The sequence below is a fragment of the Thauera sp. 27 genome (assembly GCF_000310125.2).
Classification (GTDB): Bacteria; Pseudomonadota; Gammaproteobacteria; order Burkholderiales; family Rhodocyclaceae; genus Thauera; species Thauera mechernichensis.
In genome coordinates this window covers 17,809-31,452 of record NZ_AMXB01000024.1, presented here as the reverse complement: position 1 = coordinate 31,452, position 13,644 = coordinate 17,809, and the positions used below count along the sequence as shown (strand labels likewise).

Sequence of the window (13,644 nt, the reverse complement as noted above, 5' to 3'; positions counted from 1 at the left end):
CCGTTGCTCCTGAGTTGGCTACTTCGAGCGTCGAGCCCAGAGACAACAAAGCGCGGACCTGCCGCGCTTCGTCTCAACCTGCCTCAGCGGCTCCGGCCTTCATTTCGCCCGGCGCCGCCTGCGCGTCAGGCCGCCTCTTTGATCTCGAGGACGATTTCGCCGCTCAGCTTGCCCTCCGTGACGATCTCACCACCCAAGGCATCAACCACCGCCGCGAACAGGCGACTCAGCTCGCCCGCCATCAGCGCGAACTCGGCCTGGAACAGCGCCTCGGCGTCCTCGTCCTTACCGTCGAGTGATTCCTTGGCGACGTCGAGCAGATCGATGCGCTTCACTTCACCCTTGTCCGTCAGAACGAACGACACTCGGTCGTCGAAGGTCATCGCAAGCCGCGTGGGCAGCTTGCCCGCCTCCAGGTGATCCTTCACATGCGCCGACTCCAGATCATGACGCTTGAAGCTCGCCTCGGCCTTGTCTTCCGAGACGGACTTCAGCGAAAAATCCGAATCGAGCGTGAAGCCATCGGGCGCTTCGCCGGCCGCCAGCCAGTCAGCCATCGCCGAAACCGGGGGGCGCTCAGTGCGCAGTAGCGTCAGCGGGAAGCTGTCGAGCGTGTGACGAAGCGCCTCCACCACATCTTCCGCACGGGACTGCGACGACGCATCGACCACCAGCCAGCCGCCCACCGGATCGATCCAGGCATACCTCGTCGAGCGCCGCGTGAAGGCCCGCGGCAGCAGTTCCTGAAGTACCGCCTCTTTGATCTCCTTCATCTGCTTCTTGCCCGGCTTGTACCCTTGCTGTTCAGCCATTGCCTGGGCACGCTCCTCCGCCTGCTGCTTGAGCACCGCACCCGGCAGGATCCGGCTCTCGAACCCCAACGCAATCAGCCACTGACCACCGACCGTGGCCACCAGCGACTCGGTCTTGTTCGGCGACACCCAGCCGCGGCTTTCCATGTCCTGGCTACCGCACGGGTGAAACGCCTTCTTCGCCAGCTGCTCCTCGAGCCCCTCGGCCGTCATGCCCCAGTCCTTCGCCAGCCGATACACCTGCGCATTCTTGAAAAACATCTTGTCGTGAACTCCTTCTAATTGAAGCGGCGCAAAACTCGGTACTGCCCCGTGCTCTCTAGCGCCAGTACCATCCATTTCTGGTCGAAAATGTTCGGACCAGACATCAGTGAACAACCTCATTGGGAGACGACTGCCGTAGCGTCTTCGAAACTTCGCCGCGTAAGGCCTCAAGTTGCGTCAACGCTCGGACGGCACGTTCCGACGTCTCGGGCGTGCTGTAGACGATCACGAACGAGTTGATGAGGCTGCGCAACAGCCCCGCCGTGTCATGGTTCTTCACCACCGACATCACCGCAAACTGATCCAGCAACTCCACAGGCGTCTTGGCGAAATGCTCCAGGCCCATCCCCTTCAAGATTTCGCCAAAGAGAATCCTCAGATTCTCGCGACGTTTCTCAGGGGAAAGCGGCAAGCCCGTCTTCGCATCCACGAGCTCAAGCCGGAAATGCGGGCGCTCCATAGCCCTTTCAACACGCGATTCAAGCAGCACCGAAATCAACGCGTCTGCATGGTGGTTATCTGACATCTCGTTCGCTCTCCTGTGTGAAAACCGCTATGTGCTCAACCCACCGTACCGGCAAGTCGCGCTCATACAAGTCCTACCCTTGAGATTTCCTAGCCAGACAGAGGGATGAAGTTGCGAGGCGCCAACCTGAGCCGCCTTCCTGGTCCCGGTCGACCCTCAGCGCCCCGCGTCAATTCAGGACGCGCTCCGTACCCGATCCGCCGATGTCCGCGTCCGACATCCATCTGCGCACCACCAGACGCTCCACGCCGCGCTGTGTCAGCGAAAGACTCGGGCGCTCCTCGTCGCTCATGGACACCAGCCCCTCTACCTCGATCAGCCCAGCCCGCTCGACCGCGACAAGGTGCGCCGCATGCTCCAGACCCACCATCGCCTCCTCGATCTCATCCAGACCAGACAAGGTGTGCCCGCCGCACTCGGCTGCATGCCCAAGGTTCGTCGCCAGCAGCAGATCGAGCACCAGATCGTTCTCAAGCTCCGCGTCCTCGTCGGACAGCATCACCTCCAGCCGATCGATCAACTCTTCAAGCTCCCCATGGGACAAGCTGTGAAGCCACCCCCCAATCACGAATCCCTCAATCTCCGGTAACGCCTCCAGGTGGGCGCGCAGATGCGCCTCGAACAGGACCGCGCTCATCGCCGCACCCCGTCACAGGCTGGTCTAGCCAGACAGAGGGGAGGGAAAACGTTTATGGGGCGTTTCCGGAAACGCACTTGCCGTCCGTCGATGACAACCATCACGCACCTCCTGCTGCAAGATTCACTTCGTCCGACCCCGCCGGCGTGGGCAACTCCTCATGCCCCGGCGCATCGCCCTTGTCCTCGTCCAGCCGCAGGATCTTCCTCAAGCGCGCCTTCTCCTGCTTCTCCGTCTCCGTCAGCAACGAACGCCCATGAAGCTCGAAGAACCGTGTCCAGTGCGCCATGTACCGCTTCTCGGCCGGGCTCGGCTCCCGATCTCGCCCTGCCAGGCCGCCAATGTACGAACCCGTGATGCTTAACCTCGCGTGGCCCGCCGTCTCGGATACCACCGCTCGGGCGTACTCCACCTTCTCGGGATCAGCATGCGAAAGAACCTCCCGTGGATTGCTCGTCCTGATCGGAGAGGGAACTCCCGCAATCTCCTCAAACAGATCGTTCAGCCCCTGGTGACGCAACCCGTGCGCCGTCACACCAAGACCCGACTTCGTCGCACCGCACTTCTCCATCACGTACGAGAAGCGCCGCAGCGCTCCCTTCAGATCCCGCTCAGGATCACCAACGTGACCGTTCACGCCCTTTACGAACGCCTTGGCTTCATCCAGCACCCGACGCTGGTACTCCGTCCTAATCTGCACAACACGGTGACGACCCCCCTTTGTCCCGTCCTCCACGTCAATGTATGAACCCTTGTCCGCGCGCCGAGGCCTGAACATCACCGCCTCCTCACGTCTCAGACAAAAGGCGTGGCACAGCCGAAGCTGCATCCCCACATAGGCGTCCATCGCGGACGCCATCTGCAGCACCGCCTCAACATCCACTCCCGCTGCCGACCAGGAGTGGTCATACGTCGCGTTGGTCTTGCGTCGAACACGGATGGGGTCCGATACGAACTCACTCGACCGACCAACCATCTCCTCCTTGCCCATCCAGGCCGCCAACGTCCGTAACGAAGAAAGGTTGTTCTGGATCGTCGACGCGGACAGTCCTTCCTGCTCCCAGTGGCGGGCCAGCACCTCAACGTGCTTGCGCTTGAAGCCGTCCAACGTCCGGATCCGATAACCAAGCGCCTCCAACTGGCGGAACGCCCGAAATAGCACGTCAGCGCGCTTGTCGACCGTGCGCTCACTCACCGGCTTGCGGCGACCACGCTGCGGAGCGGTCGCTCGGCCCTTCGTCTGAAGGAGATGAATCAGCCCGTCCTTCCAGCCCATCTCGGACAAGGTGCGGGTCATGACGCTCTGGGAAGTAGTGGTAGCTGGCTTTGACTTCATCGTGGTCTTCCTGAACTGCATGTGACGTGGATTGCACAATCCAGAACAGGCGCCTCGTCCGCTCTGGATTGCACAACCCACTCGAGAATCCCTGTCTGCGGCTACCAACCGCTGCGGCCTCTCGGCCAGGCGCTTAAGGGGCGCCCAATTCGGCAAATCGCTGGTACATGAGCATGCGCGTTCCGACCCGGTGCTTCATTTCTGCTTCACCGAACCCGGCCGCCCCATCTTCCGGAACGACCACCCTGCAGCCCGCATTGCACGGCACCCAGGGGGAGTGTTGGGGAGCCCTAGCTTCGTCTCCCTTCGATGTCTGTTGGCTGTACGACCCGGCCCGCCGATTCTCCCTGCGAACAGGAGAGGGTCCGTTCCCGCGTAGCGTAAGGGTGCGCCCTGACAGATCACGTGGTCTGCAGAGTCGCTGAGAAATACGCGGCTGTCGTCAGTATTGGAAATGCTGGGGTGACTAGCTCAGCCCGTTGGTAGCTGGACTGCGCTGGTGCCATCGTTGCGACGGCGGTACTGCGGTGCTTTTCGACCCTGGGGTCGATGCGGCAGCTCCTATTCCGGGAGCTACGGCCCTTTCTGGCTGCGTTGCGGTTGGCAGCTAACCGGTCATAGACGGTGCCGACTCTATCCTCGGCGTTGTTGTCGCGTCAAGGCACTGTGCGTCGTAATTGCGCTTCTTCCCGCGTTTCGCTTTCCAAACCGTGCCGAAATCGCGCGCCGTTACTGGTCTTCGCCTTCACTCTCTTTCCGTCCCTTTTTCCAATCGCCGCAATCTCACTCCTCATTTCGCGGTGGTAAGTAGGATCTACGACGGGTCTTGCGCAAACACAATCGGCGCGTGATCAAGTTGCAGAGCAACTCGATTCACCCTCGGGATGGGCAGCGAGGTGCCTAACGCTGTTTCCGGAAACACGATTGAGTATGGTCTCCCCAACAAGAGCGTCGCAGAAACGTCGTTGCAGCGGCGCTCCTCTGGTTGGCATCTAGGCTCGTTCGAGCGCACCGTCGTTATATCGCCCCACTAGCGTCGGGGAACCGGCGTTGAGGCTGAGCGGTGAGTGCGTTTCGTGGGGTGCGACGCTACCGCGTCGTATCTGGGGCCCTTCTGCGACGCTGAATCGTCGTTGCGTGTGCGCAACCGCGTATATCGACCGAATAGGGGTGTTTTACGGACCTTGATACCCGAGGGGGCGGGGATAGGATGGGGCGGTCATTTCATCAATAGGAGGATCCATGACTCAGAGCATCGTCCGGGCCATTGACGTCGGCTATGGCAATACGAAGTTCGTCCAGTTCTACATTCAGGGCGACCAAGTGGCCTGCAGCCTTTTTCCTTCGCTCGCTCCGCAGGCCGGTTCCGGTCCGGATCTTACGGGCGGAGTCTTCCAGCGCCGTAACACCGTGCAGATCGAGGTGGAAGGCGTCAGCTACGAGGTGGGGCGTGATGCAAGACTTGCGCAGGATCCGAGCTACGGCCGGGTGCTGGATGCCGACTACTCGATGACCGACACCTACATGGCGCTCGTACGTGGCGCGATCCACTACATGGGGGTGCCGCACCTTGATCTGTTGCTGCTTGGCTTGCCGGTCAACACGCACCACCTTCACCACGAGGCACTGGCGGCCCGCATGATCGGCGTGCACCGAATCCCGGACCAATCCGGGAAGATCGTCGATGTTGAAGTGCGGAACGTTCGCGTGACCCCTCAGCCGATTGGGGCGTTCTTCGACTATTCGATCCGCAACAACGTCTATGGCCGGATGCGCAACCAGATGAACCTGCTGATCGATCCGGGGTACTACACGCTGGACTGGGTTGTGGCGCAGGGCGTGAAGATGGTCAATGCGCGAAGTGGCGCTCACTCGGGCGGGATGTCGGCCATCCTGGCAACGATCGGCGAGGCGATCAGCAAGGATCTCGGCCATCAGCTTTCTGACTACTCGGCCATCGATGAGGCCATCCGTACCGGGTCGCAGCCCCGCTTCTTTGGCAAGCAGCGCGATATCTCCTCATACATTCGCCTTGGCAAGGAGAAGGCCCGTCAGTTCGTCTCGGTGCTGGCCAACAAGGTTGGGAATGCTGGTGTCGACATCGACAACATCATCCTCGCCGGTGGCGGAGCCGAGTTCTTCCGTGACGTGATCCAGGAGAAGTTCCCGAACCATGAGCTGGTGGTGACCGAGGACCCGGTGTTTGCGAATGTGCGCGGGTTTCAGTTGGCCGGCGAGCAGTACATGCGCACCCAAGAGTTCAATGGCAAGCGGGCTGCTGCTGCTTAAGGCGATTCTCGATGAAATCACCGAAGCCTCTTGCACTTCGGGTTTCAGTCTTCGCGGACGAAACTCCGGATCTGTACGCACAACTACTTAGTTTGTTGCCTGACCAGAAATTCAGGCGTCGAACGACATTGCTGCGAATCTTGGAAGCAGGTTGCCGGGTCGAGGCGGGGGAGTTGCCCGAGCCTGTCGCTCGGGTGCCAAGCAACGCGGCAGTGGCCGAGAAGGAGGCCGCTGTGACGTTGGAAGCGATGCCTCAGCAACATCAACCCGAGCCACCGGTGAGTGGTGTCGCCGAGGTGATCCTCGACAGCGACGAACTCATGGATCTGTTTGGTGCCCCGACCGCGTAGAAGTCGTCTTGAGGGCGAATTTGCCCTCTTGAACTCAGGCGCTTCCCCTGTAGAAGTGAAGGTGAGGGATGTCCTCAAGCACTGACAGGAGAAGCACCATGAGCAAGATCCGCAGCACCTACTTCATGAAAGATTTCGCAGACGATGACCCGCGCAGCGTTCAGGCTGCCATCGAGGGGCGCGACGACGGGCGGTCGGTTCTCTACGAGCGCTACGCCCAGAAGCACCTCGACACGGCCCGCACGATGAGCGTGAGCGAGGTGTATCAGGCCGGCATGCGGGCGGCCAACGGGATCGATCCTTTTACCGCCGGCGCCCGGCGTTCCAGCCGCGGGATGTCCCGCCTCGCGACGCCGGTGCTGGGGCTTGGCCTCGGCATCGCTTTTTTTTCGCTGTTCAACGGATGAAACCTTTACCGCTCCTCATCTTGATGCTCTTGCCGGTGGTCGCTTCGGCCAACCAGCAAGCGAAGCTCGACTTCGACAACACCCGTCCAGTGACCCAGGCGTCGGTCGCTGCGGCCGCATCCGAGCCCTCGCGCACGGCGGCTGCGGCGGCCTGCACTTGGGAGAGCGTCGGCCGCAAGTGGGGAGTGAATCCTTACATCCTGTTTTCGATTGCAAAGACCGAATCAGGGCTTAACCCACGCGCCGTGAACAAGTCCAATGCCAACGGCAGTGAGGACGTGGGGATGATGCAAATTAACTCGTTCTGGTTTCCGAAGCTTGCGAAGTTCGGGATCACTCGAGAGCACCTGTTTGATCCGTGCGTGAGCCTTGACGTCGCCGGCTGGATCCTGTCGCAAAATATGGAGCGCCACGGCAACACTTGGAAGGCGATCGGGGCTTACAACGCCGTCACACCGTCCAAGCAGCAGTTGTATGCGGAGAGGGTGTTCCGCAACCTGCCTCCTCAAGCCAACAATGCACGCTGAAGATCTCCACCTCCTGAACGCCTCGATGATGCTGCCGGCTTTTGTCCATGCAGCCGCTCTCGGCTGGGCGCCAGGCGTGGTGATTCCGTTCTTGGTGAAAGTCGCGCCCTGGCTCGTCGACGGCAAGGCGCTGCGAGAGGCAGCCCCCTTGGTGGCGGGCTACAGTCTGGGCTTTGCCGTGATGCATGACCGGATCGGTTACTGGCCGATGGATCTCGTGGTCACGCTGGGTTGTGTGGCCGTATTCTTCTTCTATATTCGGGCTTGCCGCCGCGGCTAGGCTGCGGCGCGAGCCGCGTCAGCCGGCTCGAAATCCTCGGGCATGAGCTCGATCGAGCGAAACAGCGTGCGAGCCTTGCCGCTGGTAGCCGTCCCATCGCGGCCCAGATCCCCGAAACCCCGTTGTTGCATGTCGAGTTCAGCCAGCTCGAAGCCGTTGGTCGTGCGCGTAAGTAGCTTAACGCGCGCCAGGGTCTCTTCCTCGACCTCACGAGGCAAGTAGGCGAAGAACCATGCCTCACCCCCCTTACGAGCCAGCCGGCCGCGGAACTGGTGCAAGGTGCTCACACCGTACCGGTCGGCTTCCACCACAATGAGCATGCGAAGGTTCTCGATGGTGATACCGATCTCGATGATCGAGGAGGCCACGACGATCTTCTTCTGGCCTTCGCGGGCGAGCTGCATCGCCTCGAGCTTCGCCTCGGTGGAGAGCTTGCCGTGCAGCACGATCACTTGGCCAGGACACAGGCGCTCGAAACGCTCGCCTGCGGTGATCACGGACTTCACGTCATCATCGCTCTTGCCTTCGACGCGAGGGTAGATCACTGCAACCTGGTAGCCTGCTTCCACTGTCTTCTTGAGCTTGGCGAACATGCGCTGTCGATGGGACTGATCGACCACGTAGGAGTGGATGGTCTGCTGGGCGTGGCGCTTGTCGACTTCAATGCGATCCTTCCCTCCGTACTGCAGCAGGGCGAGCGTTTGAGGCAGGGGCGTCGCGGAGGCCTCGAGCACGTTCGTGTCCTCGGTGCAGAGGGCTTCGCGCTGCTCGACTGACATCTTCTGCTGCTCGTCGATCACCAGCAGATTTGGGTGCCATTTCGCGCGCTTGGCCACGGAGAAAATCCTCGTGGTGGCGACGATGATGGGGTTGTGATCCCAGGCTATCGCAACGCCCTTGGTGGCGTCGGTCACGAGCGCAACAGGGCTCTCCGGGAAGCAATGGCGGAACTCTCCCGCGATCTGCTCTGCGAGGATCGTGTTCGGGACGAGGATGCACACCCGCGCGCCTTTGGCCTGCGCAGCGACGGAGGGCACCATGTAGCAAAGTGTCTTGCCTACACCGACGTCGGCCGAGAGGATGGCATCCATCGCGTAGGGCTCGGCCAGGAGCCGTGCGATCGCCACTATAGCCTGTTCTTGCGAGCGCTCACCGATGGTCGGGGCGAAGGGTAGACGAGCCATCAGGGCACGCACGTCCTCTTCGCTCGTGCGAATCATTGTCAGCATCCGAAGGGGGCGGTGGGAGGCTTGCTCGGCGCTGTGCTTCACGTAGGCAACCGCGAGCTTTCGCGCTGCGGTCATCGCCCACTCGGCCATCTGCATGGATCGTGGATTGTGCAAACCATAAAGCAGCAGCGCTAAGTTGCCCTTGATGCCGGCGAGTTGGAGGATGTCGGCTTCCTCCATGCCGCTGAAGGCTTCACGGATGGCAAAGCAGGTTTCAGCCACGACGGCGCTATCCTTGATCGTCTCTCCAACGGCCTTCGCGACCACCGCGGCCGCCAACACACCGGCTTTGCCTGCGTACACCGGCATGACGCGATGCGCCCACTCGGCAGGTACCAATTCAGGCCCGTTCAGATAGATCCGATCGTTGTAGAGCGACGGCTTGCACACAACGCAGGCACGATCGCCCACTGGGATCTGCTTCCAGGGCGTGTAACGCACATCACCAAACACGGTGAGTCGGTGCTCGCAGCCGGAACCATCAACGACCCAGATGTGGAACGCCCCCTTCTTCGTCGGATGCTTGAACGGCTCGCTGCCGATGACAATCTCGAGCATCACGCGCTGATCGATCATGTCAGGCAGCGCGACTGCTTGGCACAGGCAGGTGTAATCAACGTGCTTTCTAGGCGCCCATAGTAGCGTCTCGAAAGCGTGCGTGATCCCGACCTTGCGCATCGCGGCCATTGGAGTGATCGGCTCGGAGTCATTACTCATGCTTCACCCGAAGGGCATTTCGCAGGTCGATGCGTTGGTCGTCTGGAAGCTCGCGGTAGAGACGAAGCACCTTGGCAAGCCGCGGCTCGAGCTTCGCGCCCATTTCGCGAGTGTGTTCTGCGTTGAGCATCTCCTCGAGAGAAGTTTTCGCGTCGCGCTCGTTTAGCGCCGTGACGATGCTCACCACTTCTGTCAGGTTCTCTTCGTTGGCGACACGGCTGGCGAGATCGAGTGTGCTGATGTTGGCCATGCACATCGCTGTCAGCGCCGCATCGGGGAGCGGCATCTCGAAGAAGAAGCGGCGGGCCACCCGCATGTACTGGTAGGCGGCGCTCTGGTTGATGCACAACTCCTCAAGGAAGCTCGTGAAGGTTTCCGCGTGGCCCTCCCATCCCTTGCTGTTACGGATGTGTTCGAGCAGCACGCCCATGTGCAGGCGTGCGAGGCCGTACTTGTGCCGCGCTTCGCGCAAGGCATGAACGGGATCGGAGGTTGTGGGATTGCTGGTCATGCAATGATCGTCACACGGATGGCCGAAAATTCAAGAGGCGTTGAGCGAGCGTACGAGTGGCAATTTGAAGATTCGCGCCCACGCGTTGATGTGTTCGTCCTGAATGGCTTGTGCCTTACCATCCTGGGCCCACCAGCCGTTTGCTACCGCGATGATCACCTCTGGTCGCTTGTTGGTCATGAAAACGCCAAGATGGAGCCAGAACATGTAGTCCTCGAAGCAAAGGGACACATGAGCCGTCTGGCCAGCCACTTCAAAGAGGCGTAGGTCGGTCGGGTTGATCACGGTCGTGTCGTCGGCCCACGGCTTCCACATGCTCACGGGCACAGCAAAGCGTGCCTTGATCGGTGACCAGTGGGCGCCATCGAAGTGCATCAGCACGTTCGCCGTCTGTTTGCCCTCGCCAGTAGGGAGTGCTGCCCCAATGAGCGCATGGGCAGACCGTTCCGCGAGCATGGGGCCGAGTAGATACTGAAGCGCCCGTTCCGTGTCGAGATTGAATCTGCCAAGGAACTGCTCTGGCAGTACGACTACTTTGGTGCCTTCTTCGCGAACTGCGGACTCAACCAGCTCCTGGGTTCGGCTGTACCGGATCATCCGGTCGCTCATCTCTTCGGGCGTCTTGCCCTCATGTGTGGTGAGTCCGACCCAGCCCGGCATTGAGGTCGGACTGGGCTGGCCGGCTAAACCAATCAGACCGATCAACACGGCGATCAACCCTGACTTCCATCTGGAGCAACGGCGAGCGGGCAGCAGCGAGAGCCAGATGGCCAGAACGAGGCCGACGACCAGGGACACGAAACCCAGTCCAGGCAGGAGCAGGGAGGTGCCCAGCAGGGGGTTTAGCCAACCAACAAAGCCGAGTGGCGGGACCGTCACCAGACAGAGGGCAGCAAGAGGGCGCCAGGCGTTACGCAATCCGCCCTGCGCGCAATGGAGTAGTCCCCACGGAAGTGCCAGGAGGCCTGCAGCGACGAGCCACAAGCCAATGCCCAAGAGAAGGCTGGTGTTCTCCCCGAAGAACACGGCCGCCGCGCCGGGGATGACGCGCGAACCAGCGAGGTAGTAGGTCAGCGCGGTGAGGTACGCAACTTCTCTGTTGGGAGCCGCACCCCAGAGTAGAAAGAAGAGGGCGGCCAGGGGGGTGAATCCATACCCCCAAGCCGCCCAACCTACCAGCGCGCCGGCTAGTGCCGGCCAGTTTCGAAGCAGCTTAGCCATTGGCGACGCGCGGTTGCTGTTCGGTTAAGCCGCTCCGGTACATATCGCAGACCCGCTTGGCGAGCTGAATGATCTGCGCGGTGGGCAGGCCTGGTGCGTTCTTCTGCATCTGCTCGAGGAGCATGGTCATGATCGGGTAGGCATCCTTGGCCGGCACGGGGACCGGATAAATAGTGCCGCCGCGAACGCGCATCGAGAAGAAGAACTTCCCGCCTTGCTCCTCGATACTCATGCTCTTTTCGTTCTCGACGCCGTGACCGGTGAGATCGACCTTCGGAATCAGACCGTAGAGCACCCCGAAGACGAGCGGCAATTCGCTCACCGTCATCTGGAAGCTCACCTTCGAGCCCCAATCGTACTGCCGGGGACCCGATACCTTCGCAGCTTCGACGCGCACTGTGGGGCTGGTGTCCTTGCGGGTCTCGTCTGGGCTGAAGCACAACGCAGCCTTGCCGGCATACAGATGAACGGAGGTGAACCTGCGATCAGGGGCTTCGCCGCTTGCTTGGGAGGCGCGGCTGGTCGTGGGCTGTCCGCTGCCCGCGTTGCGGCGTTCGTGACGTTCTCGAGCTGGGAATGGCGTCACCGAACCTTGACGTTGAGCGTGTTGGCTGCTCTGCGGGTGCGACTGACGTGTGGGCGCCTCCGTGCGCGATTGGGGTTGCGGCGCGTTCGGATGAGGTGCGCTCTGCGACGGAGTCGCTGTGGTCGGGGCGTGATCCTCAGGGGACGCGGTGGCGTGGGGGCTCACCACTCGGGTCAGGTACTGCCTGACGTGTGCGTTCTCCGCCGACATCTCATTGCCGTTGATCGCCCGGATGGCTTGCGCGAAGGTTCGGCCCTCGGCCTTGCTGATCTCAATGAGCGCGCTCAGTGCGACGCCGCGCAAACCCAGCCGTTCGAGTACGGCTCGAGTGGCCGGCACGCAGGCGCCGATTATCTGCAACAAATAGCGCAGGCTGGGATTCTCGCGGTCGACGTTGCCCTGAGCGACCGTGGCAAGAGCCTGCTTGAAGTCCTCGCCCTCTTTGCTGACGATCTCTGCAATCACTGTTGGCGTCAGTTCCGGAAGACCCGCAGCGCGCAGCATTTCTTGCGCTTCTTTCGCAGTCTTGGGCAGCACGAGTGGGCTAGTCATCTTGAACTACTCCTGAACAGACAGTATGGCCTATGCGCTAAACTCTAGCAGCAGTAATCTATACTGTCTAGGCTAGATATAGCAGACTAGGCTAAATGGGCCGGCATGTTGGTGCTTGCTCAACTAGAATGCTGTACATCATCAGTTCTGCAAGGTCGAGCGTGCGCTCACTACACTAGGAGGTATTCCCTGTGCCAATCATCGTTGTCGGCTCATCCAAGGGCGGGTGTGGGAAGAGCACCATTACGACGAACCTGATCACCTTGCACCGGGCGAAGGGCCTGGGGTCGTTGCTGATCGATGCGGACTCTCAGCGGTCATCGTCGAACTGGGTGGCGCTGCGAGCGTCGCGGGGTCTGACCCCAGAGGTCGTCGCAATCGAAAAGACGGGTGGGGATCTGAAGCGCTCGGCCGTCGAGATGGCAAAGCACTACGAGCACGTGTTCATCGACGCACCAGGCCACAACTCGCCCGAGCTTCGTGCGTCGCTGGTGGTCGCCGACGTGCTGCTGTACCCAGTCAAACCCAGCAACTTTGATGCGTGGGTGTTCCATCAGGACTTCGAGGATCTAATCTCGAATGTGCGATCGATCAACGAGGGACTCAAGGTGATTGTGGTGATGAACGGCCTGAGCCCATCGCCCGCCGCCCGTGGCCAGGAGGTGCTAGCGCTGCGGGAGTTCCTCTCCGCCTACACTGGTCTCTATGTAAGTCCGCACTTCGTGTGCCAGCGGAGTTCATTCATCACTGCGGCGCGTGAGGGCAGAGCGGTGCATGAGCTGCCCGGCAAGGCTGATTCACTTGCACGCGCGCAGATGGAAATGGAATCCGTACATACCGAGTTGATGAAGGTGCTCGCCGGCGAGCGGCCCGAGGCATCGAGCTTGATTGAAGGAGTGCATCCGTGAAGCCGGACATGAAGAGAATCGTTCCGCCGCCCCTGAGCAAACCAAAGGAAGAGTTGATCGAGTCGGCTGCGGCGCAGGCATTCATCGAGCGTGGCGATACCGTCGCCAAGCCGACAGCGCCCGTGGAGACGCCCGTTCTTGTTCCGTCTGCTGGGGTAGGGGAGGAGGGTGAGATGCCTTGGGTCAGCGGCGACCCGCGATACAAGCAAACGGTCATGATCAAGATGCCTGAGCACGAGTACCTCATGCTCAAGTGGATGGCGCAGACGACCTACGGTGCGAGCCAGACCTCGATCGTGATGGAGGCGTTGAGGTTGCATCTGGACACCCTTTTCGTCAAGCGTGGCTTCCAGACTGGCCGGAGTCCGGATGGCACGATGCGAGTAACTAAGGCAGATGCCCCATAAAACCCTTGGTTTTGGGTGCTTTGTGAAGGGTTGTTGATTTTTTCGGCGACATACACTTCCTCGAGTTAGCAGCAGGCGCCACGCC

The 13,644-nt window shown here is 61.0% G+C and carries 15 protein-coding genes; 7 read left to right on the top strand and 8 right to left on the bottom strand.

Going from position 1 to position 13,644, the window contains the following annotated elements:
• Positions 1 to 125 precede the first annotated feature (125 nt).
• The 4 genes from B447_RS13595 to B447_RS13580 form a co-directional block, all read right to left on the bottom strand.
• Positions 126 to 1,073, bottom strand: coding sequence for a recombination-associated protein RdgC (locus B447_RS13595; protein WP_002941129.1), 948 nt, complete (start codon positions 1,071 to 1,073; stop codon positions 126 to 128).
• A gap of 106 nt (positions 1,074 to 1,179) precedes the next feature.
• On the bottom strand, positions 1,180 to 1,602 hold the full coding sequence (locus B447_RS13590; protein WP_002941125.1) for a hypothetical protein: 423 nt from the start codon (positions 1,600 to 1,602) through the stop codon (positions 1,180 to 1,182).
• 169 nt (positions 1,603 to 1,771) lie between these two features.
• Positions 1,772 to 2,239 (bottom strand): hypothetical protein, encoded by a 468-nt coding sequence (locus tag B447_RS13585; RefSeq protein WP_002941120.1) that lies wholly within the window; start codon positions 2,237 to 2,239, stop codon positions 1,772 to 1,774.
• Positions 2,240 to 2,339: 100 nt separating this feature from the next.
• Positions 2,340 to 3,536 carry a phage integrase N-terminal domain-containing protein gene (locus B447_RS13580; protein ID WP_232431626.1) on the bottom strand — a complete coding sequence of 399 codons (1,197 nt, stop codon included), beginning with the start codon at positions 3,534 to 3,536 and terminating at the stop codon, positions 2,340 to 2,342.
• A 1,281-nt stretch (positions 3,537 to 4,817) separates the two neighbouring features.
• On the opposite strand from B447_RS13580, the gene B447_RS13575 reads away from it, so the two are divergent.
• The 5 genes from B447_RS13575 to B447_RS13560 all read left to right on the top strand — a co-directional run bounded on the left by B447_RS13575 (position 4,818) and on the right by B447_RS13560 (position 7,428).
• Complete coding sequence (locus tag B447_RS13575) at positions 4,818 to 5,864, top strand: PRTRC system protein D (RefSeq protein WP_002941118.1); 1,047 nt, start codon at positions 4,818 to 4,820, stop codon at positions 5,862 to 5,864.
• An 11-nt stretch (positions 5,865 to 5,875) separates the two neighbouring features.
• Positions 5,876 to 6,214: a hypothetical protein gene (locus B447_RS22560; protein WP_002941115.1), complete on the top strand. Its 339-nt coding sequence runs from the start codon at positions 5,876 to 5,878 to the stop codon at positions 6,212 to 6,214.
• 98 nt (positions 6,215 to 6,312) lie between these two features.
• Positions 6,313 to 6,621, top strand: coding sequence for a hypothetical protein (locus tag B447_RS13570; protein ID WP_002941112.1), 309 nt, complete (start codon positions 6,313 to 6,315; stop codon positions 6,619 to 6,621).
• A complete protein-coding gene (locus B447_RS13565) occupies positions 6,618 to 7,148 on the top strand; it encodes a lytic transglycosylase domain-containing protein (RefSeq protein ID WP_232431625.1) in 531 nt (176 codons plus the stop codon). Before B447_RS13570 ends, B447_RS13565 begins: the two co-directional genes overlap by 4 nt.
• Positions 7,138 to 7,428 carry a hypothetical protein gene (locus tag B447_RS13560; protein WP_002941108.1) on the top strand — a complete coding sequence of 97 codons (291 nt, stop codon included), beginning with the start codon at positions 7,138 to 7,140 and terminating at the stop codon, positions 7,426 to 7,428. The genes B447_RS13565 and B447_RS13560 overlap by 11 nt, the downstream gene beginning before the upstream one ends.
• Here the strand turns inward: B447_RS13560 and B447_RS13555 are convergent.
• The 4 genes from B447_RS13555 to B447_RS13540 are packed head-to-tail and all read right to left on the bottom strand — an operon-like array spanning position 7,425 to position 12,244.
• The gene (locus B447_RS13555) at positions 7,425 to 9,374 is read right to left on the bottom strand and encodes a DEAD/DEAH box helicase (RefSeq protein WP_037982817.1); all 1,950 of its coding nucleotides are present in this window, start codon (positions 9,372 to 9,374) and stop codon (positions 7,425 to 7,427) included. The two genes, B447_RS13560 and B447_RS13555, sit on opposite strands and share 4 nt — an antisense overlap.
• Positions 9,367 to 9,885: a hypothetical protein gene (locus B447_RS13550; protein ID WP_002941105.1), complete on the bottom strand. Its 519-nt coding sequence runs from the start codon at positions 9,883 to 9,885 to the stop codon at positions 9,367 to 9,369. The genes B447_RS13555 and B447_RS13550 overlap by 8 nt, the downstream gene beginning before the upstream one ends.
• 30 nt (positions 9,886 to 9,915) lie before the next feature.
• On the bottom strand, positions 9,916 to 11,106 hold the full coding sequence (locus tag B447_RS13545; RefSeq protein ID WP_002941102.1) for a hypothetical protein: 1,191 nt from the start codon (positions 11,104 to 11,106) through the stop codon (positions 9,916 to 9,918).
• Positions 11,099 to 12,244 (bottom strand): hypothetical protein, encoded by a 1,146-nt coding sequence (locus B447_RS13540; RefSeq protein ID WP_002941100.1) that lies wholly within the window; start codon positions 12,242 to 12,244, stop codon positions 11,099 to 11,101. The genes B447_RS13545 and B447_RS13540 overlap by 8 nt, the downstream gene beginning before the upstream one ends.
• 191 nt (positions 12,245 to 12,435) lie before the next feature.
• Between B447_RS13540 and B447_RS13535 the strand changes: the two genes are divergently transcribed.
• Positions 12,436 to 13,152 carry a nucleotide-binding protein gene (locus tag B447_RS13535; RefSeq protein WP_002941097.1) on the top strand — a complete coding sequence of 239 codons (717 nt, stop codon included), beginning with the start codon at positions 12,436 to 12,438 and terminating at the stop codon, positions 13,150 to 13,152.
• Positions 13,149 to 13,559: a hypothetical protein gene (locus tag B447_RS13530; RefSeq protein WP_002941095.1), complete on the top strand. Its 411-nt coding sequence runs from the start codon at positions 13,149 to 13,151 to the stop codon at positions 13,557 to 13,559. Before B447_RS13535 ends, B447_RS13530 begins: the two co-directional genes overlap by 4 nt.
• The last annotated feature ends 85 nt before the right edge of the window (positions 13,560 to 13,644 follow it).